Here is a 23,694-nt window from a genome sequence, read left to right as displayed (position 1 = left end):
CTGGCTCACTCGTTCAGCAGGTTTTCGCCTTTGCCTTCATAGGAGGCAGGCAAACCCATCAGGTTGCAGATCAATTCGTCCAGCAGAGCGATGGTCAGAACGACCAGCCCCACGGCGACCGGCAGCTGCACTGCCCAAAGCGGCAACGAAATCATACCCGAGGTCCTGTCCCCGTATGTATGGCTCTCGGCGACGAGCAGGCCCATATAGACCGCTGTGTAAGCGACCATAGCCAGCGCAACGGCAAGGACCACGGCGTCGATACGGTGCCGGGTCTTGTTGCGCAGCAACCCGGTGACCAGTGTGACACGGATATGCCCGCCTTCCCGAAGCGTGTAGGCCAACCCGAGAAAGGTGGATGCGGCCAGAAGAAAGCCGGTGAAATCCGAATAGGAAGGAATGGTCAGGCCGATCGCCTGCCCGGTGACCGCAGCCGCAATCTTGTCCACGAGATTGAGACAGACCTGCGCGAAAACGAGGCCGGTAATCGAAAGAATACAAAGCGCTGCAACGATGCCGCTCAGTTTATAGAGTGCCGTCAAAATCAGGCGCATGACCCCATCCTCCACAAGGATGCGGGCGGCAAGGCCGCCCGCTTTTCAGGTTCAGTTCTGGTACGCGTTGAGAAGGGTTTCGCCTTCTGCACCGGCCGAGACTTTCCAATCGTCGAGCATCTGCGCCCCAATCGCCTTCAGGCCGGCCATAAGTTCGGCGGAAGGTTCGACGACGGTGATGCCGTTTTCTTTCAGAATGGCAACCTTCGCGGCGGTCTCCGCCTTGCTCATTTCCCAGCCGCGCGCTTCTGCGGCGGCTGCCGCTTCGAGTACGGCTTTCTGGGTGGCATCATCCAGGCGGCGGAACGAACGTTTGTTCACCACGACGATGTTTTTCGGGAGCCACGCCTGAATATCGGTGTAGTGCGACAGGAAATCCCACGCTTTCGAGTTTGCACCGGTCGACGGCGAGGTGATCATGGCTTCTACCCGGCCGGTGGTAAAGGCTTGCGGAATATCCGGTACTTCGACCTGCGTCGGAGCGGCACCCGCAAGCGTCGCGAACTGTTCAAGCGTCGCGTTGTAGGTGCGGAACTTCATCCCCTTCAGATCATCGACGGTCTTGATTTCCTTGGTCGTGTACAGGCCTTGCGGCGGCCATGGCACGGCATAAAGCGCCATCAGGCCCTGCTTGTCGAGAAGTGCGTCGATGGTGTCTTTCTGGGCCGTCCAAAGCTTTTCCGCGTCGCCATAGCTGGTCGCGAGGAATGGTAGTGAATCCGCGCCGAATGCGGGATTGTCGTTGTTCAGCAGCGACAGGAAGAATTCACCGATCGGAACCTGACCGCTGCGAACAGCCTTGCTGATTTCTGGATGCTTGAACAGCGATCCCGCCGAATGCACCTTGATTTCAAGCGCGCCTCCGGTCTTGTCGGCGACGTCCTTGGCGAATTCATGGATGTTCGCGGTGTGGAAGGTCGCGTCGGGATAGGGCGTCGGCATATCCCAGGATTCAGCATGAACCGGTAACGTGGCACAGGCGACGGCAAATACGGCGCCGCCAATCTTTTTCATCAATGTCATTTTTCTTGCTCCGTTGGACTTGAAATACCGTTTGGTGATGTCATGGTCGGGCAAACGATGACGATTTGTCAACGTTTTATCACAATGTCTCTGACCACGCCTCGGCAGACAACACACGCCAAGTCAAAATTAAATCTTTGATATTCTGCTAGTTACACAAAAATTGCGCGAAATCTTCCCAGTCCAAGAGGTCAAACATTCCCTTGTTTGAAACCAATTTCCTGCGTAATTTATATACAAAATGTAAACTTAATGCAGGACTTGAAGATGACCGGATCGCAGGACAACCGCAGAATCGTTTCTTCGCGCCACTTAGCCGAAGGCGAAGGCTGGGAAGTATCGGAATACGAATTCGGCCTGATCATCGCCTATAACGCCTTCAGCCGCTGGATGACCCGTTGCATGACGGCTGCGGGGCAGCCAGACCTTAATCCTCTCGACATCCTGATCCTGCACAACGTGAACCATCGCGACCGCGAAAAGCGGCTCACGGACATCTGTTTCCTGCTCAACATCGAAGACACGCACACGGTCAACTATGCGCTGCGCAAACTGCTCAAGGCGGGGCTGGTGACATCGGAAAAGCGCGGCAAGGAAGTCTTCTATTCGACCTCCCCCACCGGTGCCGACCTGTGCCGTGCCTATCGCGACATTCGCCGCCAATGCCTTCTTGAAGCGGTCGGCCCTACCGATTTCAACGGCTCCGAGCTGCGCGAGGTTGCCCGCAACCTGAGAACATTATCCGGCCAGTATGATCAGGCCAGCCGGGCTGCGGCGTCGTTGTGATCCCGATCAGCCCAGCGAACTAAAATCGGGGATGGGTCGGGGCCAGATCTCTATTTGTTTTGAAAAAACAAAGTCATTTTGTGATGACTTGGAGCGGGCGGCGGGAATCGAACCCGCGTCATTAGCTTGGAAGGCTAAGGTCTTACCACTACACAACGCCCGCTCAACAGGACCACTACCTATTTCATCGAAATTTTAACGTCAAGGCCACTCGCAGACAGTTTCTGCTCTGTTTGGCTGACAGGGGAGTGCAGGCCAAGGTCCGCCGTTACGCACATCTGGCGCGACCGGTCTGCCGACGCGGGCGGCATCGCTAAACATATTCAGATTCCATCCGTTTTCTAGAATACAGACGGATGATCCACCAAGCCCACGCTTACCGCGGTTTTACCTCCTCCCTGGCCGCGCTGGATCAAATTCTCCCCGTACCCGACTGGCCGCGCGAGCAATCGCGCGGTCTTTTTCCGTCCGCATCGGTGAACCGCGACCGTAGCGATGGCTGTTCCGCTCAATCGTCCCGGGGCATCGCCTGAGTCCCGAAACGGCGGCGGTATTCGCCGGCGGACAACCCTGTAATCGCCTTGAAAACGCGGGCAAAGGCCGATGGGTCGCCATACCCCACCTGCCACCCGATCTGCGATACCGGCAGGCGGCTGCGTTCAAGCAAACCACGTGCCTTTTCCACCCGAACCTGTTGAAGATAAACCGATGGCGACAATCCGGTCGCGGTCTGGAAGCGGCGCAGAAAGGTCCGGTCGCTCAGTTGTGCGCGGGCGGCCATGTCTTCGACCGTCACGGTCTCGCCCGACTGCGCTTCAAGCCAGGTCTGCACCTGCAGGATCGCGGCATCGCCATGCTGTCGCCGGGGCCGGAAGCTGCGATAATTTCGCTGTTCGCGGCCCGACGGATCGACCAGCAGATGCCGCGCCACCTGTGACACCAGATGTGGTCCGCCCCAAAGCCCGACCAGGAACAGCCCCAGGTCGAGCCACGCCATCAGCCCGCCCGCCGTCACGACATCGTGGTCATCGACAAGAATCAGTTCGGGAATCAGCCGCACCTGCGGGAAAGCCGTACGAAACTCTTCTTCAAGCGCCCAGTGCGTGGTGGCGGGTCGGCCAGTCAACAACCCGGCATGGCCCAGCCAAAACGCACCGGCACAAACCGAACAGACCCGCGCGCCGCGTTGGTGCTGATCGGCCACCCATTGCGTCAGCGGATGGTCGGCCTCTCCTCGGGCACCGTCCATGCTGGGCGGAAAGATCACCACGTCGAACAGTTGTGTCCCCGGGGACCTGAGCGGGACAGCATCGACCCGCCCCTGCCCCGTGGCATAGTGGTTGGCGACCTTGAACAGATCACCCAACCCATACAGCGCGGCGGCCTGCGCACCGGGATAGTCCACCAGCGCGACGCTCATATCTTGATTTGACGGATTCTGCATAGTATTGGTCATATGCGCCAATCGTCCTGCGGGTCAACAGCCGCCATATACCTTGTATCTGTACAAAAGGAGCTTGAGATGAGCAAAACCGCCCTGATCCTGGTGGACATCCAGAACGATTATTTCGCATCCGGGAATTGGCCCGTGGCACTGATGGACAAAGTGGCCGAAAATGCCGCCATGTTGCTGGCCCGCGCCCGGGAAACCGGCATGACCGTGATCCATATCCGTCACGAAACCGCCCCCGGAGCCCCGTTTTTTCAGCCCGGGTCTGAAGGCGCCGAAATCCATGCCAGCGTTACCCCAACAGCAGACGAAACTGTGCTGACAAAAAACCGGCCCAACAGTTTCCACCAAACCGGTCTGCTGGATCTGCTGCGCCGAGACGAGATCGAGGCGCTGATAATCTGCGGTGCGCAAAGCCAAATGTGCGTCGATGCTACCACCCGGGCGGCGGTGGATTACGGGTTCAAGGTGACCCTGCCCTTTGATGCCTGCGGCGCGAAAGAAGCCACTTTCGGTGACATCACCGTGCCGCCGGAAATGGTACAGGCCGCCTTCATGGCACCGTTGGCGATGTCATATGCCAAGGTGGCGACGACGGCAGAGGTTCTGACGCAGATTTGACGCCCTACCGGCCCACAAAAAAACGCGCGCGGAAAACCGCGCGCGTTCTGTCTTCTGAATGGTCCCGCGCTTACTTCGAAACGATCCGGCCATCCGTGTAAGGCTGGTACGCGCCATCCTTGGCCAGGAATTCGGCAGTCACATCGGCGAGGTCGGGGCCGAAGTCATAGACGTTCATCGCGTCGCGGAACATCGCGTAGCCATCGCCACCGTTGCGGACGAAGTTGTTCGACACCGCGCCATAGACCTTTTCCATGTCCAGCGGTTCGCCGCCGATCATCACATCGGAAATCCGGCTGCCGACAGGCTGCGATTTGTCAAACGCAAAGCTCATCCCCGCCACCTGCGGGAACCGGCCGGCGCCGTCTTCGATCTGGCTGACCCCGTTTTCAAGCGCCGCAAGAATCGTCGCGCCGGTCACGTGGAAGGTGGACAGCGTGTTCTGGAACGGCAGCACAGTCAAAACCTCGCCCATCGTCACCGGACCGGCGTCAATCGAAGCGCGCAGCCCACCACCGTTCTGGATCGCGATCTGGATGCCCTGAGCCTTAACCCGGTCCAGCATCGCGTCGGCGACCAGATTGCCCATCGGGCATTCCATCGCGCGGCATTCCGTCTTGGCGCCGATGATTTCCCCGGCGGCTTCGGCCACAACCTTGTTGCGGATTTCATCCAGCGGAATGGCGGCCTCGGCGATGCGGGCCTTGGTCGCTTCCTCCTCGGCAACGCCGGCGTCCATGATGATCGGTTCGCCCTTGGCCTCCAAGACCTTGCCGGTATCGTCGAAGGTGACGTTCAATTCACCCAGGAACTTGCCATAGGCATAAGCCGATACGATCGCCGTATCGCCCACCATCGTCGGGTATGGGCCTTCGGCCCGATCCGAGGTGTTGGAAAGATAGGTGTTGGAATGGCCGCCGACGATCACGTCGACGCCGGTGGTTCCGGCGGCGACATTCTTGTCGACATTATAACCCGAATGCGACAGCACAATGATCTTGTTGACGCCCATGCCGGTCAGCTTGTCGACCTCGCCCTGCACCGCGTCCACCGGATCGGTGAAGACGATATTGGGGCCGGGGCTGGACAATTCGGGCGTGTCATGCGGCGTCAGCCCGATCAGGCCCAGCTTTTCACCGCCGCGTTCGATCACCGTCGATTTCGCCAGCTTGCCGGCCAGCATGTCTTCGCCAGACACGTCGGCATTGGACATCAGGACCGGAAAATCGACCGCATCCATGAAACCGCGCAGAACTTCGGGGCCATCGTCGAATTCGTGGTTGCCCACGGTCATCGCGTCATAGCGCATCTTGTTCATCATCTCGGCAGCGAGCTTGCCTTTGTAATAAGTATAAAACAGCGTGCCCTGGAACTGATCGCCGCCATCGACGAGGATCGAATTGTTGCTCCGCGACCGGGCCGCGTCGATCGCGGTCATCAGCCGGGCCGAGCCACCGAAACATTTGCCTTCGGTATTGTCCTCTGACGAACAGCCCGAATCGTATTTCGAGATCGGTTCAAAACGGGCATGGAAATCGTTGGTATGAAGAATGGTCAGTGAATAGTCGGCGCTGGCCGCCCCTGCGGACAGGGCCACGGCGGCTGTGGTTGTGAAGATTTTTCTGAGCATGATCTGCCCCCCAAAATGGACTGATAATAAATACCCTGCAAAGCTTTGGTCAAAGAGTCAAAGCTATGATTTGAAACATTCGTATTTACCCAAAGTAAACGATAGGTTGTGCTTTGCAGAATGTCGTCCCGATCAGGGGCGACTGCGGGCTTGGAAATATGTACGGGAAACACTGCGTTTTCCTTTTTGACGGGGCCTAGCCCATGCTATCGTTATCGGTGTACCACAGCGGTAAGTGCCGCGACCAACGGTCCGTTTCCCCAACTGTTCATGAGACAAGGCAAAACGTATGATCAGAACGATTGCCCGCCTGATTTTCGCTGTCGTGATTGCGACCTTGCCGCAAACCCCGTCCGCCCAGGAGGTTCAGTTCGGACCCAATCTGCGGTCTTTGGATTTTGCGGACGTGTTTGATACCGCATCTTCGCCCGAACGGACGAAGATGTGGACCGCCCTTTTTGCCAGAGGCGTAACCGATCTGGTCATTTCTCAGGCATTGATTTCCCCCTATACCCCTGCCCGGACCGCCCGCAAACGCGGCACCTATCTGTCCGACAAGGATCTGGAAAACCTGTCAGGCGTCCTGAGCGACGGGAACAGCCGGGACTTCGATTTGACCTATATCAGCGGATACGGGCTTTCGGACCAGGCCTGCGCATCAAGCGCCGATCCGACTGAAGTCGGCCGAAATGCCGCCAACTGGGAATACGAAAATATCGTTTCCCGGCTTCTGCAAAAGGGCATTCCTATTCATTCGGTGAATGTCGATGGTCCCTTCCTGAGGGTAATTGCGCATTCGACCAAGGGATTCAGCTGCGGCGTGGGACGTCATGGCGGGTTCAACGCAGCCCAAAGCGCCCGGATCGTCATCGTTTACATGAAGCAGTTGCGCAATCTGATAAACCTGCATCCGGCCAACACCGGCGTGGACGTCCAAATGGCGCTGTTGTTCAATCTTCCGAACTGGGCGATTGCAGGCGATCCCGCGATCCACTCGGCTGGTCCGACCGGGGATCTGGTCAATGACGTTATGATGAAATTCAGCGCCGAACTGAGCGCGGATGCCAGATCGGTCAAACCGCTGGTCGTCGATGGTGTGGCATTCGATTACCCTTACGTTCTGGTGACCGCGAACGAACCGGTTTTCAAGCGCAAGACCATGCATGTCCTGAACCGGCTCAAGACATTCCCCCCTCACGCCAGAAACCCGGTTCTGACCTTCATCACCAACACCGCCTATCGCCACCCCCTGAGCATCTCGCAGGGTGATTTGCAGGGCACTGCGCCATGTGTCTGGCAGGCCAACAAGATCATCTCGATCAAGCAGATCCCTTATCTGCCATATGAAGGTAAAAATGGCGTCACGATACCGTCGGGCTGCGTCGAAGCACAGGAAGCGGTCGATCAGGGATATTGGGACGCGGCGTTTGACTTTGCTGACCGGCTGCGCCGCCCTTATACCGACCCCAGAAGCCTGCGCGCCCGAGGCATGCAGGACCACGATATCCGTGCGACGATGTTCCTGTCTTGGTTTGCAACCCCTGTCAGCACGCTGTCCTCGATCGAAAAGACAATCGATTACATCGACCGGCTGGACCCGAACTGACCGGGTCCGGGCACAAGCCCCTTGACCAAAGGTCCGTCTCGCGGCATCTGAGCCTCATGCTGATATTCAAGATTTTCCGTGCCGAGGAATGGCAATCGCTGGTCGAAAACGGCGCAACCGATGGTGCCCCCATCGATGTGGCCGACGGGTTCGTCCATTTTTCCACCGCAGAACAGGTGGCCGAAACCGCCGCCAAGCATTTCGAAGCCGAGGACGGGCTGGTCCTGCTGGCGCTGGAAAGCGAAGCTTTGGGGGACGCGCTGCATTGGGAAGTGTCGCGCGGCGACGCACTTTTCCCGCATCTCTACCGGCAATTGCGGTTCGACGATGTGCTGTGGTCGAAACCGTTGCCATTGGTCGATGGCGAACACCTGTTCCCCGAGGGGGTGCGATGAAACTGATCGAAAAACTGGGTCTGACGGCGATGCACCGGATCGACCCGGAAACCGCCCACGGGCTGGCGATCAAGGCGCTGCAGTTGGGGGCGGTGCCGCTGTCCGGTCTGGTCACCTCGCCCCGGCTGCGCACCCAAGTGGCGGGGCTGAACATGGCCAACCCGGTCGGGATCGCCGCCGGTTTCGACAAGAATGCCAGCGTTTTGCTATCGCTGTCGCGCGCGGGTTTCGGCTTCGTCGAGGTTGGCGCCGCGACCCCGCGCCCGCAACCGGGCAACCCCAAGCCGCGTTTGTTCCGGCTGACCGAAGATCGTGCTGCGATCAACCGGTTCGGGTTCAATAATGACGGGATGGAGGCGATCGGTGCGCGGCTGGCCAAGCGTCCGCGCGACATGGTGCTGGGGCTGAACCTTGGCGCTAATAAGGACAGCGATGACCGGGCCGGCGATTTTGCCCGGGTGCTGAGCCATTGCGGCGCTAACTTGGATTTCGCCACCGTCAACGTGTCCTCGCCCAATACCGAAAAACTGCGCGATCTGCAGGGGGCCGCCGCCCTGACCGGGCTGCTGTCGGGGGTGATCGCGGCACGCAACGCATTGGACCGTCCGATCCCGATCTTCCTGAAAATTGCCCCCGACCTGAGTGATACGGAAATCGGCGACATCGCCGAAGTGGCACTGTCCACCGGCATTGACGCGGTGATCGCCACCAATACGACGTTGGACCGTAACGGGTTGCACGGCCCTCATGCGTCCGAAGCCGGTGGGCTGTCCGGCGCGCCCTTGTTCGAAAAATCCACCCGCGTGCTGGCGCAGCTGTCCGCCCGGCTCGATGGCCGATTGCCGCTGATCGGCGTCGGTGGCATTTCCAGCGCCGAGGACGCCTATGCCAAAATCCGTGCCGGGGCGTCGGCGGTACAGCTTTATACCGCGCTGATCTATCAAGGGTTCAGCCTAGGCGCTGAAATTGCCCGTGGCCTCGACCGGCTGCTGGAGCGCGATGGATTTGCCAATGTGTCCGAGGCTATCGCAACAAAAAGGGAAGACTGGCTGTGATCACCATCTGGCACAATCCGCGCTGTTCGAAATCGCGGCAGACTCTGGCGCTGATCGAAAGTCGTGGCGACTTCACGATCCGGAAATACCTGGACGACGCGCCAAGCGCGGATGAAATCCGTGCCGCGCGGGACGCTTTGGGCGTCACTGCAATCGGGATGATGCGGGTGAAGGAACAGTTATTCAAGGATCTGGGCCTGTCGAAAACCGACCCTGACGACGTGTTGATCGCGGCGATGGCGGACAATCCCGTCCTGATCGAGCGCCCAATCGTTTTCAGCGGCGGCAAGGCCGTGATCGGACGTCCGCCCGAGGCGGTGCTGGACATTCTGTGACACCAAGCAGCGCGGCGGGATTTCCACAAGTTATCCAAAGGCGGATCCCTGTGGAAATCAGTCCGACACCGCCTCTGCAGGCAGTGCCCGCCGTTCCAGCGCCGGATATCGCAGAGCCAGCGTCACGCCTCTTGCGACAAAGGATATCAACAGGGATATCCACAGGCCGTGATTTCCGAAGATCGGTAAAAGCACCGCCAGTGCAACCAGATAGACGACGAAGCTGACCAGCATCATATTGCGCATGTCGCGCCCGCCGGTAGCGCCGATAAAGATCCCGTCCAGCATCCAGGCCGCCACGCCCGACACCGGTGCCAGCACCATGTAGATCAGGAACACGCGTGCCTCGTGGCGCACCGGTGCGGCGGTGGTCATGATGTCGATGATCATGCCTCCGGCGAACGCGAAGAACAGCGTCATCGCCAGCCCCACCATCAACCCCCAGAAACTGGACAGCAGCGCGGCGCGGCGCATCTTCAGGCGGTCGCGCGCGCCCATGTAGCCACCGACCAACGCCTCGGCGGCGAAGGCGAAACCATCCATGCCATAGGCTGTGATGTAGAGGAATTGCAGCAAGACCTGATTTGCCGCCAGGGTCACGTCGCCGAAATCCGCGCCCAGCATCATGAAGGACAGGAACATGACCTGCAGCAGGGCCGACCGGATCAGGATGTTAGTATTGAGCAGCATCATGTGACGCAGGCGTTCACCGTCGAACACCCGCGGCCAGTCGCGCCAGGCTGGCACCGCGAAGGCACCGCGGCACAGGTAAAGCGCCAGCCCAAAGGCGCTCCATTCAGACAGGAAGGTGGCCCAGGCCACCCCTTGCACACCAAGATCCAGCCCAAGAACGAAGACTAGGTCGAGCAGGATGTTCATGCCGTTCATCCAGAACTGAATCAGGAACATGCCGCGCGTGCGTTCCTGCGCGATCAGCCAGCCGGTCAGCCCGTAGATAGATATGGCCGCCGGGGCGCTGAACACGCGAATCTGCATGTAATCGCGCGCCAACGACTCGACCTCGGCTGTGGCCGGCGACATCCAGAACGCGGCGGCGAAGATCGGGATTTGCAACACGATGATCGCCAATCCGGCCGCCCAGGCGATCATCAGCGCCCGCGTCAGCAGCGCCGCCACCTCGCCGGTCTGCCCGGCACCGTGGGCCTGACTGACCAAACCGGTCGTGCCCATGCGCAAGAAACCGAATACCCAATAGATCGCGGTCAGCATGATGGCGCCGACGCCGACCGCACCGATTGGCGCGGCCAGCCCCATCTGCCCCACAACGCCGGTATCCACCGCCCCCAGCAACGGTACGGTGGCATTCGACAGAACAATCGGCAGGGCGATTTTCAACACCCTGCGATGCGTCACTGGCGGCGTCGACAACCGCCTAGTCCTCGGGGCGCGGCATCAGAAAATGCCCGGTGGCCTGAGCAAAGGGGCGGTTCCTGTTGTCTTGCCATGCTTCGACATGGACGCTGGCATAGCGACGCCCGGACCGGTTCACCTGAGCCCTTGCATAAGCGTCGCGCGGCAGGCCAGAACGCAGATAGTCCACGGTGAAATCAATGGTCTTTGGCAGACTCGGCAGATGGCCCTGCACCAGCGCGTCGGCGTCAATTTCGCCGCTTTCGATCTTTTCCCACAGGATTGACCAGCTCAGACCGATGATCGCGGTCACTTCCAGAAATGCCGCCGTGGCCCCGCCGTGGATTGCCGGCAGCATCGGGTTACCGATCAACATGTCCCGAAACGGCATGATGGCGGTCAATTCATCGCCACGCCGTTCGAATTCAATCCCCAGAAACTGAATATAGGGCACGCCGTGGACCAGGGCATTCAGCGCGGCATCACGGCGTTGCTTGACCACTTGCACGGGCTCTGGCGGTTTGCGTCCCATCAGTTGCCCCCCACGGTAAAGGTTCCCGCAGCCGAAGCGACCGGGTGTTCATCATTGTCATCCAGCGCCTCGGCCCGCACGAACGCGACCGAACGGGTCATGCGATAGCAGGTCGCACGGGTACGAATGGCCTGCCCCGGTGTTGCCGGGCGCATGTAATCTATGCGCAGATCAATGGTCGCGGGGTGGCCCTTCATCTTGGGGTGGCTCATTACTGCCGCGCCGCAAGTTGTATCAAGCAAGGAAAAAACCGCACCGCCATGGATCACCCCCGTCTGCGGATCACCGACGAACCGTTCGTCATAGGGCATCGTCATCGCGGCAAAGCCGTCTTTGACCTCGGTATATTGCATCCCCAATTCCTTGGCATGGGGGATCGCTTCGATGAATTGCTGGGCAATTTGGGTCTGATCGGCAGCCATCAATTACTCCTGATTTTTCACGTAACGTTTATGAGCTTCATTCGACCGAAATCGCAAGGGCGGCGGTTGCCCTTGCCCGAACTTGATCCTAACCTGCCGGCAAGGGAGCGAAGAAATGTCCGAAACACGACTGTCATTCAAGGAAATGTGCGCCAAATTCGATGTGACGCCGCGTACCTTGCGCTATTACGAATATATCGAGCTGTTGCAGCCTGAACGCGAAGGCCGGTCGCGCTACTATGGGCCGCGCGAAGTGGCGAGGATGACCTTGGTTCTGCGCGGGCGCAGATGGGGCTATTCGCTGGAAGGGATTCGCCAGTGGTTGCTGATCTACGACAAGGAAGGCACCAAGGCGCAGATGGAAGCCTGGGTCAATAGCTCAACCCGCCAACTGGCTGAACTGGAAGAGCAGCGCCGCCAGTTGGAGGAAGCCATCGAAGAATTGACCCAGTCCCGCGACGAAACCGCAGACGCGCTGAAATCCATGTGACACAATTCAAACAGACGACAAAAAAGGAGGCGGGTTTCCCGCCTCCTTTTCGTTTTACGAGCCTTGTCACGCTCGCTTTTCGCATGAAAATCATGACACCCTCTGGATTACCTTGATTGATCCTACGTCACCCTGTAAAGTGACGCAGCGTCCCGCTTACGTAAACGTCAACCCCTGTTGTAACCAAGGATCACGGGTCGCATTCTTGGTCTGCAGACGACATCCACGAGCGAAAAATGACCGAAGAAACACTGACGATCCGAGAAATGTGCGATGCGTATCAGGTCACACCGCGCACCTTGCGCTTCTATGAAGCCAAGGAGCTGCTGTTCCCGATACGCGAAGGGCAGAAGCGGCTGTTTACCAAACGGGACCGGGCGCGTCTGAAACTGATTTTGCGGGGCAAGCGCTTCGGCTTCAGCCTCGAAGAGATCCGGCAATTGCTGGACCTCTACAACATGGGCGACGCGCAGCTGACCCAGCTAAGCCGCACCTATGACGTCGCGCAGGAACGCCTGCACGACATGGAAGAACAGCGCGATGAGCTGAACAAGGCCATCGAAGAGCTGAAGGAACAGATGAAATGGGGCGAAAAGATGATTGTTTCGCTCCGTCAGCAAAAGAAAGCCGCCGAATGACGGTGGCCTGAAAGGGAGAGAGACATGCCCAGCTATACCGCCCCCACCAAGGACATGCAGTTCGTGCTGCACGATCTTCTGAAGATCAGCCAGTCGGATATTCCCGGCTACCAAGACCTTGATGCCGATTTCACCTCGGCCGTGCTGGAGGAAGCAGGCAAGATCACCTCCGAAGTTGTGGCGCCGCTGAACATGGTGGGCGATACCGAAGGCTGCGTGCTGGAAAACGGCGTAGTGCGCACCCCGACCGGGTTTCAGGAAGCTTTCGATCAGGTCCGCGACGGCGGCTGGACCGGTCTGGACATGCCCGAGGAATATGGCGGACAGGGGCTGCCTTATGTGATGGGCACCGCGATGGGCGAAATGTTCAGCTCGGCCAATCAGGCGTTCACCATGTATCAGGGCCTGACCCACGGCGCGGCCTCGGCCATCCTGACCCATGGCACCGACGCGCAGAAAACGACCTACCTGCCGAAAATGGTCAGCTGTGAATGGACCGGCACCATGAACCTGACCGAACCGCATTGCGGCACCGATCTGGGCCTGATGCGCACCAAGGCCGTGCCGCAGGACGACGGCAGCTACAAGATTTCCGGCCAGAAGATTTTCATCTCTGCCGGTGAACACGAAATGGCCTCCAACATCATCCATCTGGTGCTGGCCAAGATCCCCGGCGGCCCCGACGGCATCAAGGGCGTGTCGCTGTTCATCGTGCCCAAGTTCATCGTCACCGAAGACGGCACCCCCGGCGCGCGCAACGGCGTCACCTGCGGCAAGATCGAAGAAAAGATGGGCATTCACGGCAATTCCACCTGCGTCATGAACTATGACGAGGCGACCGGCTATCTGCTGGGCGAGGAACACAAGGGCATGCGCGCCATGTTCACCATGATGAACGAAGCCCGCATCGGCGTCGGCATGCAGGGTCTGGCGCAGGCCGAGGTGGCTTATCAGAACGCGCTGGATTATGCCAAGGACCGGCTTCAGGGCCGCGACGTCACCGGGGTGAAAAACCCCGATGGTCCCGCCGATCCGCTGATCGTGCATCCCGATATCCGCCGCAGCCTGATGGACCAGAAAAGCTTCATCGAAGGCGCGCGCGCCTTCATGCTGTGGGGCGCGCAGATGATCGACCGGTCGCACCGCATGGGCGACAAGGATGCCGACGGGCTGATCAGCCTACTGACCCCGGTGGTCAAAGGCTTCCTGACCGACGAAGGCTATCAGGCCACTGTGCAGGCTCAGCAGGTCTATGGCGGCCATGGCTATATCGAAGAAACCGGCATGTCGCAATTCACCCGCGACGCCCGGATCGCGATGATCTACGAGGGCGCCAACGGCGTTCAGGCGCTTGATCTGGTTGGCCGCAAACTGGCGCAGGATGGCGGCAAGCACGTGATGGCGTTCTTCGACCTTGTGAAGAACTTCATCAAGGACAACGGCGACAATGAAGCGCTGAAAAACGGTTTCCTCGAGCCGCTGAAACAGGCGTCCAAGGATCTGCAGGCCGCTGGCATGTTCTTCATGCAGAACGGTATGAAAAACCCCAACGCGGCGCTGTCGGGATCCTATGACTTCATGCATCTGTTCGGCCATGTTTGCCTCGGCCTGATGTGGGCGCAGATGGCGAAGGCGGCACAGGAAGCGCTGGATGCAGGTACCTCGGACACCGCGTTCTATGAAACCAAGCTGGCAACCGGGCGTTATTACATGGCGCGCCGCCTGCCCGCGACCGGAATGCACCTGGCGCGGATCAACAGCGGTGCCGATCCGGTGATGGCGCTGAGCGCCGATCAGTTCTGAGCCCGGAGTTAACCGCGCCTGTTTAGGCTGACAGGGGGGGGGAATGCCCCACTCACGGCTCCGGCGCGCAGGGGATGCGCGCCGGTTGAATCCGACAAGGAGGAGATCAATGCCCAAACGCTTCCGGCTGACCCGGCGCATGCCAATCGCCATGACCGAAGACGCCTACCGGCGGCTGAAAAGGTTCGCGGCCGAGGCCGGGCTTGACGAGGGCGAGGCGATTTCCTTCGTGTTCGAGAATTTCGACGGGATCATCGACCACGAGAATTTCGGCCACAAGCTGCGATTGTTCAATTCAGAACTGGATGCGCGGAAACGCTAAGCAAAGGGAGACGTAATCCAAACGCGCCATAGACCAAGCCTCAGGCTGCTGAAAAGTTGCGCTTTTTTGAGTATTTTTGGCAAGATGAACCCACAAGAGGCGCCCCGCCCCACAAACCCGGAACCGGGGCGCGGAACGGGGTTTCACCTTGCACGTCCATCGGCTCTCCAGCCTGTAACGCAGCGTTATGCTTAATGGATTAACCTTAACGGCGCGTTACTTCGAAAGGCATCGCTTTTCATCTTGCCAAAAATACTCACACTCAAGCCTGTCCACATGCAAACCATCGGGAGGGAGCACGCATGACAATCAAACTCTATTGCTTCGGAGAAAGCGGGAATTCCTACAAGGCGGCGCTGGCGCTGCAACTCAGCGGGCTGGACTGGGAACCGGTCTTTGTCGATTTCTTCAATGGCGAGAACCGAACCCCCGAATACCGCGAAATCAATGAAATGGGCGAAGCGCCGGTGATGGTCGATGGCGACCTGAAGCTCAGTCAGTCCGGCGTGATCCAGCAATATGTCTCCGACAAATCAGGCAAATTCGGAGGTCGGACACAGGAGGAGAAATACGAAGTACTCCGCTGGGTCCTGTGGGATAATCACAAGCTCAGCTCGCAGGCTGGCATGACCCGGTTCCTGATGAATTTCCTGCCCGAAAAGCACCGCAACCCGGATGTCATCGGTTTCAATCTGGGCCGCCTCAAAGCCGCCTACCAGACCCTGAATGCCCATCTTGAGGGCCGAGACTGGATCGTTGGCGATGGCATCACCAATGCCGACATTTCCTGCTGCGGCTATCTTTATTATCCCGAACCGTTCGGGTTTGACCGCGCCGACTGGCCCAATATCGACCGCTGGCTGAGCAACATCAGCGACCAGCCCGGTTGGAAACACCCCTATGACCTGATGCCCGGCTCGCCTGCCGACCGGGCCTGAAACGAGAAGGAAGGCAACTGATGACCGAAGCCTATATTTATGACGCGGTGCGTACACCGCGCGGCAAGGGCCGCCCGGACGGCAGCCTGCACGAAGTCACCTCTCTGCGGATGTCCGCAACCGTTCTGAACGCGCTGAAGGGCCGCAACGGCTTGGATGGCCACGCGGTAGAGGATGTGATCTGGGGCAACGTCACCCAGGTGATGGAACAGGGGGCCTGTCTGGCGCGGACCGCGGTTCTGGCCTCAGATCTCGATGAATCGATCCCCGGGCTGTCGATCAACCGGTTCTGCGCGTCCGGCATGGAAGCGGTCAACCTTGCGGCCAACCAGGTCAGGGGCGGGGCCGGTGAGGCCTATATCGCCGGTGGCGTGGAAATGATGAGCCGCGTACCGATGGGCAGTGACGGCGCCGCCATCGCCGTCGATCCTTCCGTCGCGCTGGACCAGTATTTCGTGCCGCAGGGTATTTCGGCCGATATCATTGCCACCGAATACGGCTTCAGCCGCGATCAGGCCGACGCGCTGGCGGTGGAATCGCAGCGCCGCGCCAAGGCGGCGTGGGATGACAACCGGTTTGCAAAATCGGTTATCCCGGTCACCGACGTGAACGGGCTGACCATTCTCGATCATGACGAATTCATCCGCCCCGGCACCGACATGCAGACTTTGGGCGCGCTGAAGCCGTCCTTCAAGGACATGGGCGAAGTGATGCCGGGCTTTGACAAGGTGGCGATGCTGAAATATCCGCATCTGGAAAAGGTCAATCACATCCACCATGCCGGCAACTCTTCGGGCATCGTCGACGGATCGGCCGGGGTTCTGGTCGGCAACGCAGAATTCGGCAAGAAATACGGTCTGACCCCGCGTGCCCGCATCCGGGCCACCGCAAAAATCGGCACCGATCCGACCATTATGTTGACCGGTCCGGTTCCGGCCACGCAGAAAATCCTCGCCGAAAGCGGGTTGTCCATTTCGGATATCGACCTGTTCGAAGTGAACGAAGCCTTTGCCGCCGTCGTGCTGCGGTTCCAGCAGGCCTTCGACGTCGACCCGGACCTGATCAACGTCAATGGCGGCTCGATCGCGATGGGCCACCCGCTGGGGGCCACCGGCGCGATCATCATCAGCACGCTACTGGACGAACTTGAACGGACCGACAAGGAAATGGGCCTGGCCACCTTGTGCATCGCGTCCGGCATGGGTGCGGCAACCATCATCGAACGCGTTTAAGCGGGGACAGGAGTGAGACAAATGACTGATTTCACCATGGAAAAAGACGCCGACGGCGTCGCAATCGTCACCTGGGACTGCCCTGGAAAATCGATGAACGTGATGAGCGGCGAAGCTCTGATCGAATTGAGCGATCTGATCGACGCGGCCCTTGCCGACGAGGGCGTCAAAGGCATCGTGATCACCAGCGGCAAGAAAGATTTCGCCGGTGGCATGGACCTGAACGTTCTGGCCGACATGAAAACCGCTGCCGGGGACAATCCGGCACAGGGGCTGTTCGATGGCATCATGCAGATGCACGGGTTGCTGCGGAAAATCGAACTGGCCGGGATGGATTTCAAGACCAAGAAAGGCGGCAAGCCGATCGCGGCCGCCCTGCCCGGCACTGCCGTGGGTATCGGGCTGGAACTGCCCTTGTCGACCCACCGCATCTTTGCCGCAGAAAATCCCAAGGCCAAGATCGGCCTGCCGGAAATCATGGTCGGGATTTTCCCCGGTGCCGGCGGCACCACCCGTCTGGTGCGCAAGCTGGGCGCGATGGGCGCGTCGCCCTTCCTGCTGCAGGGCAAGCTGGTCGATCCGAAGAAAGCCAAGGGCGCGGGCATCATCGACGACGTGGTCGGTGATCCGGTCGCCGCGGCCCGCGAATGGGTGCTGAACGCTAAAGACGCCGATCTGGTGAAGCCGTGGGATGCCAAGGGGTATAAGATGCCCGGCGGCGCGCCCTATCACCCTGCCGGATTCCCGACCTTTGTCGGCGCCTCTGCTATGGTCAACGCCAACACCAATGGTGCCTTCCCGGCTGCCAAGGCGCTGCTGAGCGCGGTCTATGAGGGCGCGATGGTGCCGTTTGACACCGCGCTGAAGATCGAAGCGCGCTGGTTCACCCATATCCTGATGAACCCGTCTTCGGCTGCAATGATCCGGTCGCTGTTCCTGAACAAGGAAGCGCTGGAAAAAGGCGCGGTACGGCCCAAAGACATCCCCGATCAGTCGGTCAAGAAACTGGGCGTGTTGGGCGCCGGCATGATGGGCGCGGGCATTGCGTTGGTGTCGGCACAAGCGGGCATGGAAGTCGTGCTGATCGACCGCGATCAGGCCGCCGCCGACAAGGGCAAAGCCTATACCGAGGCCTATCTCGACAAGGGCATCAAGCGTGGCAAGGTCACCGCGGAGAAGAAAGAGGCGATGCTGTCGCTGATCACCGCAACGCCGGATCTGGACGCGCTCAAAGGCTGCGATCTGATCATCGAGGCGGTGTTCGAAGACCCCGGCGTCAAGGCCGAGATGACCCAAAAGGTCGAGGCGATCATCCCCGAGGATTGCATCTTCGCCTCCAACACCTCGACCCTGCCGATCACCGAGCTTGCCAAGGCTTCCAAACGGTCCGAGCAGTTCATCGGCATCCACTTCTTTTCGCCGGTCGAAAAAATGCTGCTGGTCGAGATCATTAAGGGCAAGGAAACCGGTGATCGGGCCGTTGCCAAGGCGCTGGACTATGTGCGCCAGATCCGCAAGACACCGATCGTGGTCAACGATGCGCGGTTCTTCTACTGCAACCGTTGCATCATTCCCTACATGAACGAAGCGATGCGGATGGTAACCGAGGGCGTTTCCCCCGCGCTGATCGACCATGCCGCGCAGCAGCTTGGCTTCCCTGTGGGGCCGATTCAGCTGACGGATGAGACCTCGATCGATCTGGGGGCCAAGATCGCCCGGGCGACCAAGGCCGCGATGGGCAACGCCTATCCCGACAGCCCGTCCGACGACCTGATCTTCTGGATGGAAGACGCAGGGCGTCTGGGCCGCAAATCCAAGGCCGGGTTCTTCGATTATGACGAAAAAGGCAAACGGCAGGGCTATTGGAAAGGTATGACAGACAAATACCCGCTGGCCGATCCGCAGCCCGACCTGATCGAAGTTCAGGAACGTCTGATGTTCGCGCAGGTGCTGGAAGCAGTTCGTGCGCTGGAGGAAGGCGTTCTGATGGACATCCGCGAGGGCGATGTCGGTGCCATCCTGGCCTGGGGTTTTGCCCCCTGGTCGGGCGGCCCGCTGAGCTGGATCGACATCATCGGCACGCCTTATGCCGCCGAGCGCTGCGATCAGCTGACCGAAGCCTATGGCGACCGCTTTTCCTGCCCGCCGCTGCTGCGGGAAATGGCCGAAAAAGGTCAGACCTTCTATGGCCGGTTCGGCAAGGAAGACAAAGCGGCGGCCTAACGGCCCCGCACAGCGTTACCGAGTATGGCGCGTCCCTTCGGGGGCGCGTTTTTTTTGAGAATGATGGGTAGACGAAGGATCGCCGCGCACTTCGGGCGTATAGTCCCGGCCGCAACCCTTACAGCACCACCGGCGTTTTCACCGGATCAAAATGATAGCCGAACCGTTTGATATCCTCAGCACAGATATCGGCCAGAAACTCTGCGTCGCTGTCATTGTAATAGCTGCGGTAATCTTTCCGGCGCGACGATTCGTTCACCCGCGGCAACCGCAGTGAAAATCCCAGATGTTCGACAAGCGGTTCAGCATCCTGATCGACATGTTCCAGCCGGATATAGGTATCGCAAATCTCGTTGCCGCGCGCGTCGGTCATGTAAAATCGCGCCGGTGTTTCCTGCAGCGTCCGCCAGGTCAGCGGATGGCTGAGAAAGCCGCTGAACGCTTCGCCCTTGGCCAGCTTCACCGCCGGATGATCGAAGTTTTGATCCCTGAGCCAATAATAATAGCTTACCACCCGGTCCCACGGATTGCGCACCATAGTAAAGGTGAAATAGCGCTCGATCTCGTCGGCGCCGACCAAGCCTTCGATATCGGCCAAGGTGGAATGTTTCCACAACCGCCCCTTGCAATCGGAACTTTGGTACTTGCGCCGGCGCTTGGTCGCTTTGGGCGTATCGCCGATCAGGATATCGTCCTTTTTGGCACGGTCTTCCAGCGCCAGCGCCATCGAGGTGCCGCCGGTCTTGGGGATATGGATGAAGATATATTGCCGACCGTGCGAAATAAACATGGCGCGATGCTAACTCAAACGAAGCATTGCCAAAAGACCTAGTCCACGCAAGACTTCGGTAATTTTCAAACGTTAAATAAATTTTGGGAGTTAAAGCATGACACAGCAAGGCGTAGCCCCCGAAGACATGCCCGAACGGATTGACGCGGTTCAGTGGCCCACCTTCTATGACACTTATCATACGACAGCAGCGCCGCCTCTGCAGATCAGCTATAGTTTTCAGAATGACCGCCCCGATGATCTGCGTGAAACCAGTTGGACCGATGTCGGCGGCTGGGGCACATATACCGAAGCCGAACGCGATGCGGTGCGCGCGGGGCTGAGGGAATATGAGCGCGTTCTGAACGTTCAGTTCGTCGAAACTCTGGACGAAAACGCGGTCGATATCACCTTCTTGCGCGCCTCTTATGGGCTGTCTGGCGGGAGAGGCCGGTTTCAATACGATAGCTGGCCCAGCCTGGAATATGACGGCTTTGTCGTGTTCAACACCGATCGAGACCTGACCCAGCCCAGCGAAATAAACCTGATCCTGCACGAGATCGGTCATGCGTTTTCCTTGAAACATCCGGGCAATTACGATGTGAATCCGCTCAACGCTCCGCCGGGACCGTATCTGCCCGAGGAAGAGGACAATTACCAATTCACAGTCATGTCCTACACTCCGAACCCGGATCTTGGTCAGGAACCGGAAAGCCTGATGCTCTATGACATTGCTGCGCTTCAGGAACGTTGGGGCGGCAATCAGAGCTTTCACACTGGCAATAATACCTACGTTTTACGCGAAGACGGCAATCTCTATGTCATTTGGGATGCGGGCGGCACTGACACTCTGACCGCAGGGGCCAGCACAACGGCGGCGGTGCTGGACCTCAGAGAGGGCAGATTTTCGGAACTGGGCCATGCATCGGGCGGAGTTCAGGCCCGGATCGCGGTCGCTTACGGGGTCGACATCGAGAACGCCATCGGCACAGCTGGAAATGATCTTGTCGAAGGGAATGATCTGGCCAATCGACTGGAGGGGCTGGATGGTAACGATACCCTGAACGGGCGCGGCGGCGATGACAGCCTGACCGGTGGGGATGGTCTGGATTCGCTAATCGGTGGCGATGGCAACGATACGATCATGGGCGGCGAAACCGCGGCAGACCGCCACGATGCCGTCTTCGGCGGGACGGGTGACGATTATATCGACGGCGGCTATGGCAATGACGAATTGCGCGGCGATGACGGTCAGGACACCCTGATCGGCGGCTTTGGCGCAGACACGGTTATCGGGGCAAACGGCGACGACAATCTGACCGCACAAGCCTGGGGCGACATCCTGTATGGCGGCGCGGGCAATGATTTCCTCAACGGTGGTTTCGGATACGATCAGGCCAATGGCGGTGACGGTGCCGACAGGTTTTTTCACCTTGGGATCGCAGATCACGGGTCGGACTGGATACAGGATTACAGCGCCGCTGACGGCGATGTCCTGCAATTCGGACGCACCGGGACACGCGATCAGTTTCAGGTCAATTTCGTCGAAACGGACGGCGCGGGCGGCGCTGGTGTGGAAGAAGCCTTTGTCATCTACCGGCCGACCGGCCAAATTATCTGGGCATTGGTAGACGGGGCCGCGCAATCGGAAATCACGCTTTGGCTGAACGGTGTCGAATACGACCTTATGGCCTGAGCGGGATAAAAGACCGATTGGTGTTCTTACGGACTTTTCAAGCCCCTCCCCCCTGCGCAATATGCGCCATGAAAGAGGGAGGAAATCATCATGGGTTGGATGGCCGACGAAACCGGACTGGGGAAAACTGCAGCGAATTACGTGCCGCTGACCCCGCTATCATGGCTGAACCGCGCGAAGACAGTATTTCCGGACCACCCGGCGGTGGTCTATGGCACACATCGCAAAACCTATGTCGAATACCATGACCGGGTAACGCGGCTGGCCTCGGCGCTGACCAAGCTGGGGGTCAATCCCGGCGATGTGGTCGCCACCGTGCTGCCCAATATTCCGGCCCAAGCGGAAGCGCATTTCGGTGTGCCCGCCTGCGGTGGCGTCCTGAACACGATCAACACACGGGTCGAGGCCGACACCATCGCCTATATCCTGGACCACGGGCAGGCCAAGGTGGTGCTGGTCGATCCGCAATTCCTGCCGGTTCTGGCTCAGGCGATCGAAATCATGGACGGCCCCGCACCGATCCTGATCGAAGTGGCCGACGATCAGGCCGGGGTTCATGCCCATGGGCATTACATGGAATACGAAGACCTGCTGAAAACCGGTGACGCGGATTTCCAGTGGATCATGCCCGAGGACGAATGGGAAAGCATTGCGCTGAATTACACCTCTGGCACGACCGGACGGCCCAAGGGCGTAGTTTATCATCATCGCGGGGCCTATCTGAATGCGATGGGTCAGGTGATCAGCTGGCGGATGACATTGCACCCGCGCTACCTGACCATCGTGCCGCTGTTTCACTGCAACGGCTGGTGCCACACCTGGATGATGCCGGTTCTGGGCGGAACCGTGGTGTGCTGCCGCGACATCACAGCCAAGGCAATATTCGACGCCATCGCGAATGAAGGCGTGACCCATTTCGGCGGCGCGCCGATCGTTTTGAACACGCTGGTCAATTCCCCCGCTTCCGACCGCCGCGATTTCGATCACGTGGTCGAGGTGTTCACCGCCGGTGCCCCGCCCGCCCCTGCGACCCTGGCCAAGATCGAACCGATGGGGTTCAACGTCACGCAAGTTTATGGCCTGACCGAAGTTTACGGTCCTGCCACCGAATGCACCTGGAAATCCGAATGGGACCCCTTACAAGGTGATGACCGCGCCGCGATCAAAGCGCGGCAGGGCGTGGCGATGCCGATCTATGAACATATCACCGTCATGGACGAAAAAATGCAGCAGATCCCAATGGATGGCAAAACGCAGGGCGAAATCGTCATGCGCGGCAACGGTGTGATGAAAGGGTATTTGAAAAACCCCGACGCCACCGCCGAGGCCTTCGCGGGCGGCTATTTCCACACCGGCGACATCGCCTTGCAGCATCGCGACAGCTTTGTGCAGATCGCCGACCGGGCCAAGGACATCATCATTTCGGGCGGCGAAAATATCAGTTCGGTTGAGGTCGAAGGCGTGCTGATGGCACATCCCGATGTGCTGCTTTGCGCGGTGGTGGCCAAACCGGATGAAAAATGGGGCGAAGTGCCCTGCGCTTTTGTGGAATTAAAGGACGGGCATCAGGCGGATGAGGCCGCGCTGATCGCCTTTGCCCGCGAACGGCTGGCCGGGTTCAAGACGCCGAAAAAGGTGGTGTTTCAGGAATTACCCAAGACCTCGACCGGCAAGATCCAGAAATTCGAGCTGAGAACGCTGGCCAAAGGATTCTGACCGGCTCGCCTCTTGCAATGGCTCAAAACATTCCATATATGGAATATTAATTAACACACCGGGCTTCGTAAACACAGTTTCACGGTT

At 59.2% G+C, this 23,694-nt stretch carries 23 protein-coding genes and 1 tRNA gene; 15 read left to right on the top strand and 9 right to left on the bottom strand.

Features of this window, described 5'->3' with window-relative positions:
* Nucleotides 1-5: 5 nt before the first annotated feature.
* The gene (locus VOI23_RS12620) at nt 6-554 is read right to left on the bottom strand and encodes a TRAP transporter small permease (protein ID WP_323785209.1); all 549 of its coding nucleotides are present in this window, start codon (nt 552-554) and stop codon (nt 6-8) included.
* Between the two features lie 51 nt (nt 555-605).
* On the bottom strand, nt 606-1,568 hold the full coding sequence (locus VOI23_RS12615; RefSeq protein WP_416376532.1) for a TRAP transporter substrate-binding protein: 963 nt from the start codon (nt 1,566-1,568) through the stop codon (nt 606-608).
* 276 nt (nt 1,569-1,844) lie between these two features.
* Here VOI23_RS12615 and VOI23_RS12610 point away from each other — a divergent pair, with 276 nt between their 5' ends.
* Nucleotides 1,845-2,363: a winged helix DNA-binding protein gene (locus VOI23_RS12610; RefSeq protein ID WP_323785207.1), complete on the top strand. Its 519-nt coding sequence runs from the start codon at nt 1,845-1,847 to the stop codon at nt 2,361-2,363.
* Between the two features lie 89 nt (nt 2,364-2,452).
* Here the strand turns inward: VOI23_RS12610 and VOI23_RS12605 are convergent.
* Together VOI23_RS12605 and VOI23_RS12600 are read right to left on the bottom strand one after the other, a co-directional pair.
* Nucleotides 2,453-2,526, bottom strand: a tRNA-Gly gene (locus tag VOI23_RS12605).
* A 345-nt stretch (nt 2,527-2,871) separates the two neighbouring features.
* Nucleotides 2,872-3,819, bottom strand: coding sequence for a GlxA family transcriptional regulator (locus VOI23_RS12600; RefSeq protein WP_323785206.1), 948 nt, complete (start codon nt 3,817-3,819; stop codon nt 2,872-2,874).
* 66 nt (nt 3,820-3,885) lie between these two features.
* On the opposite strand from VOI23_RS12600, the gene VOI23_RS12595 reads away from it, so the two are divergent.
* Complete coding sequence (locus tag VOI23_RS12595; protein ID WP_323785205.1) at nt 3,886-4,434, top strand: cysteine hydrolase family protein; 549 nt, start codon at nt 3,886-3,888, stop codon at nt 4,432-4,434.
* 70 nt (nt 4,435-4,504) lie between these two features.
* On the opposite strand, the gene VOI23_RS12590 is transcribed toward VOI23_RS12595, so the two are convergent.
* Nucleotides 4,505-6,064 carry a bifunctional metallophosphatase/5'-nucleotidase gene (locus VOI23_RS12590; protein ID WP_323785204.1) on the bottom strand — a complete coding sequence of 520 codons (1,560 nt, stop codon included), beginning with the start codon at nt 6,062-6,064 and terminating at the stop codon, nt 4,505-4,507.
* A 289-nt stretch (nt 6,065-6,353) separates the two neighbouring features.
* On the opposite strand from VOI23_RS12590, the gene VOI23_RS12585 reads away from it, so the two are divergent.
* The 4 genes from VOI23_RS12585 to arsC are packed head-to-tail and all read left to right on the top strand — an operon-like array spanning nt 6,354 to nt 9,455.
* Nucleotides 6,354-7,670 (top strand): hypothetical protein, encoded by a 1,317-nt coding sequence (locus tag VOI23_RS12585; protein WP_323785203.1) that lies wholly within the window; start codon nt 6,354-6,356, stop codon nt 7,668-7,670.
* Between the two features lie 56 nt (nt 7,671-7,726).
* Nucleotides 7,727-8,065 carry a DUF952 domain-containing protein gene (locus VOI23_RS12580; RefSeq protein WP_323785202.1) on the top strand — a complete coding sequence of 113 codons (339 nt, stop codon included), beginning with the start codon at nt 7,727-7,729 and terminating at the stop codon, nt 8,063-8,065.
* Complete coding sequence (locus tag VOI23_RS12575) at nt 8,062-9,120, top strand: quinone-dependent dihydroorotate dehydrogenase (protein ID WP_323785201.1); 1,059 nt, start codon at nt 8,062-8,064, stop codon at nt 9,118-9,120. The genes VOI23_RS12580 and VOI23_RS12575 overlap by 4 nt, the downstream gene beginning before the upstream one ends.
* Entirely contained in the window at nt 9,117-9,455 is a 339-nt protein-coding gene (arsC, locus tag VOI23_RS12570; RefSeq protein WP_323785200.1) for an arsenate reductase (glutaredoxin), read from the top strand. Before VOI23_RS12575 ends, arsC begins: the two co-directional genes overlap by 4 nt.
* Nucleotides 9,456-9,512: 57 nt before the next feature.
* Here the strand turns inward: arsC and VOI23_RS12565 are convergent, their stop codons facing one another.
* The 3 genes from VOI23_RS12565 to VOI23_RS12555 are packed head-to-tail and all read right to left on the bottom strand — an operon-like array spanning nt 9,513 to nt 11,780.
* Nucleotides 9,513-10,844, bottom strand: coding sequence for an MATE family efflux transporter (locus tag VOI23_RS12565; protein ID WP_323785199.1), 1,332 nt, complete (start codon nt 10,842-10,844; stop codon nt 9,513-9,515).
* Between the two features lie 4 nt (nt 10,845-10,848).
* Nucleotides 10,849-11,358, bottom strand: coding sequence for a PaaI family thioesterase (locus VOI23_RS12560; protein WP_323785198.1), 510 nt, complete (start codon nt 11,356-11,358; stop codon nt 10,849-10,851).
* Entirely contained in the window at nt 11,358-11,780 is a 423-nt protein-coding gene (locus VOI23_RS12555; RefSeq protein ID WP_323785197.1) for a PaaI family thioesterase, read from the bottom strand. Before VOI23_RS12555 ends, VOI23_RS12560 begins: the two co-directional genes overlap by 1 nt.
* A gap of 115 nt (nt 11,781-11,895) precedes the next feature.
* Between VOI23_RS12555 and VOI23_RS12550 the strand changes: the two genes are divergently transcribed.
* The 7 genes from VOI23_RS12550 to VOI23_RS12520 all read left to right on the top strand — a co-directional run bounded on the left by VOI23_RS12550 (nt 11,896) and on the right by VOI23_RS12520 (nt 19,426).
* Entirely contained in the window at nt 11,896-12,270 is a 375-nt protein-coding gene (locus tag VOI23_RS12550; RefSeq protein WP_323785196.1) for a MerR family DNA-binding transcriptional regulator, read from the top strand.
* A 236-nt stretch (nt 12,271-12,506) separates the two neighbouring features.
* Nucleotides 12,507-12,908, top strand: coding sequence for a MerR family DNA-binding transcriptional regulator (locus VOI23_RS12545; RefSeq protein WP_323785194.1), 402 nt, complete (start codon nt 12,507-12,509; stop codon nt 12,906-12,908).
* Between the two features lie 24 nt (nt 12,909-12,932).
* Nucleotides 12,933-14,711 (top strand): acyl-CoA dehydrogenase C-terminal domain-containing protein, encoded by a 1,779-nt coding sequence (locus VOI23_RS12540; protein WP_323785193.1) that lies wholly within the window; start codon nt 12,933-12,935, stop codon nt 14,709-14,711.
* Nucleotides 14,712-14,820: 109 nt separating this feature from the next.
* Nucleotides 14,821-15,033 carry a hypothetical protein gene (locus tag VOI23_RS12535; RefSeq protein WP_323785192.1) on the top strand — a complete coding sequence of 71 codons (213 nt, stop codon included), beginning with the start codon at nt 14,821-14,823 and terminating at the stop codon, nt 15,031-15,033.
* A 302-nt stretch (nt 15,034-15,335) separates the two neighbouring features.
* Complete coding sequence (locus tag VOI23_RS12530; protein ID WP_323785191.1) at nt 15,336-15,971, top strand: glutathione S-transferase; 636 nt, start codon at nt 15,336-15,338, stop codon at nt 15,969-15,971.
* Between the two features lie 20 nt (nt 15,972-15,991).
* Nucleotides 15,992-17,203, top strand: coding sequence for an acetyl-CoA C-acetyltransferase (locus VOI23_RS12525; RefSeq protein ID WP_323785190.1), 1,212 nt, complete (start codon nt 15,992-15,994; stop codon nt 17,201-17,203).
* A gap of 21 nt (nt 17,204-17,224) precedes the next feature.
* A complete protein-coding gene (locus tag VOI23_RS12520; RefSeq protein WP_323785189.1) occupies nt 17,225-19,426 on the top strand; it encodes a 3-hydroxyacyl-CoA dehydrogenase NAD-binding domain-containing protein in 2,202 nt (733 codons plus the stop codon).
* A 118-nt stretch (nt 19,427-19,544) separates the two neighbouring features.
* Here VOI23_RS12520 and VOI23_RS12515 read toward each other — a convergent pair whose 3' ends face one another.
* Nucleotides 19,545-20,216: a sulfotransferase family 2 domain-containing protein gene (locus VOI23_RS12515; RefSeq protein WP_323785188.1), complete on the bottom strand. Its 672-nt coding sequence runs from the start codon at nt 20,214-20,216 to the stop codon at nt 19,545-19,547.
* A 97-nt stretch (nt 20,217-20,313) separates the two neighbouring features.
* Here VOI23_RS12515 and VOI23_RS12510 point away from each other — a divergent pair, with 97 nt between their 5' ends.
* Nucleotides 20,314-21,891 (top strand): M10 family metallopeptidase C-terminal domain-containing protein, encoded by a 1,578-nt coding sequence (locus VOI23_RS12510; protein ID WP_323785187.1) that lies wholly within the window; start codon nt 20,314-20,316, stop codon nt 21,889-21,891.
* 90 nt (nt 21,892-21,981) lie between these two features.
* Nucleotides 21,982-23,607, top strand: coding sequence for an AMP-binding protein (locus VOI23_RS12505; RefSeq protein WP_323785186.1), 1,626 nt, complete (start codon nt 21,982-21,984; stop codon nt 23,605-23,607).
* Nucleotides 23,608-23,694: the final 87 nt, after the last annotated feature.

The sequence above is a fragment of the Thalassovita sp. genome (assembly GCF_034670005.1).
Lineage (GTDB): Bacteria > Pseudomonadota > Alphaproteobacteria > Rhodobacterales > Rhodobacteraceae > Thalassobius.
The sequence above is the reverse complement of the archived record's forward strand: the minus strand, read 5'-3'. Positions and strand labels throughout refer to the sequence as shown.

Coding starts and splice junctions, on each gene's coding strand:
- VOI23_RS12620 (WP_323785209.1), bottom strand. CDS start 554: ATGCGCCTGATTTTGACGGCACTCTATAAACTGAGCGGCATCGTTGCA.
- VOI23_RS12615 (WP_416376532.1), bottom strand. CDS start 1,568: ATGAAAAAGATTGGCGGCGCCGTATTTGCCGTCGCCTGTGCCACGTTA.
- VOI23_RS12610 (WP_323785207.1), top strand. CDS start 1,845: ATGACCGGATCGCAGGACAACCGCAGAATCGTTTCTTCGCGCCACTTA.
- VOI23_RS12600 (WP_323785206.1), bottom strand. CDS start 3,819: ATGACCAATACTATGCAGAATCCGTCAAATCAAGATATGAGCGTCGCG.
- VOI23_RS12595 (WP_323785205.1), top strand. CDS start 3,886: ATGAGCAAAACCGCCCTGATCCTGGTGGACATCCAGAACGATTATTTC.
- VOI23_RS12590 (WP_323785204.1), bottom strand. CDS start 6,064: ATGCTCAGAAAAATCTTCACAACCACAGCCGCCGTGGCCCTGTCCGCA.
- VOI23_RS12585 (WP_323785203.1), top strand. CDS start 6,354: ATGATCAGAACGATTGCCCGCCTGATTTTCGCTGTCGTGATTGCGACC.
- VOI23_RS12580 (WP_323785202.1), top strand. CDS start 7,727: ATGCTGATATTCAAGATTTTCCGTGCCGAGGAATGGCAATCGCTGGTC.
- VOI23_RS12575 (WP_323785201.1), top strand. CDS start 8,062: ATGAAACTGATCGAAAAACTGGGTCTGACGGCGATGCACCGGATCGAC.
- VOI23_RS12560 (WP_323785198.1), bottom strand. CDS start 11,358: ATGGGACGCAAACCGCCAGAGCCCGTGCAAGTGGTCAAGCAACGCCGT.
- VOI23_RS12555 (WP_323785197.1), bottom strand. CDS start 11,780: ATGGCTGCCGATCAGACCCAAATTGCCCAGCAATTCATCGAAGCGATC.
- VOI23_RS12550 (WP_323785196.1), top strand. CDS start 11,896: ATGTCCGAAACACGACTGTCATTCAAGGAAATGTGCGCCAAATTCGAT.
- VOI23_RS12545 (WP_323785194.1), top strand. CDS start 12,507: ATGACCGAAGAAACACTGACGATCCGAGAAATGTGCGATGCGTATCAG.
- VOI23_RS12540 (WP_323785193.1), top strand. CDS start 12,933: ATGCCCAGCTATACCGCCCCCACCAAGGACATGCAGTTCGTGCTGCAC.
- VOI23_RS12535 (WP_323785192.1), top strand. CDS start 14,821: ATGCCCAAACGCTTCCGGCTGACCCGGCGCATGCCAATCGCCATGACC.
- VOI23_RS12530 (WP_323785191.1), top strand. CDS start 15,336: ATGACAATCAAACTCTATTGCTTCGGAGAAAGCGGGAATTCCTACAAG.
- VOI23_RS12525 (WP_323785190.1), top strand. CDS start 15,992: ATGACCGAAGCCTATATTTATGACGCGGTGCGTACACCGCGCGGCAAG.
- VOI23_RS12520 (WP_323785189.1), top strand. CDS start 17,225: ATGACTGATTTCACCATGGAAAAAGACGCCGACGGCGTCGCAATCGTC.
- VOI23_RS12515 (WP_323785188.1), bottom strand. CDS start 20,216: ATGTTTATTTCGCACGGTCGGCAATATATCTTCATCCATATCCCCAAG.
- VOI23_RS12510 (WP_323785187.1), top strand. CDS start 20,314: ATGACACAGCAAGGCGTAGCCCCCGAAGACATGCCCGAACGGATTGAC.
- VOI23_RS12505 (WP_323785186.1), top strand. CDS start 21,982: ATGGGTTGGATGGCCGACGAAACCGGACTGGGGAAAACTGCAGCGAAT.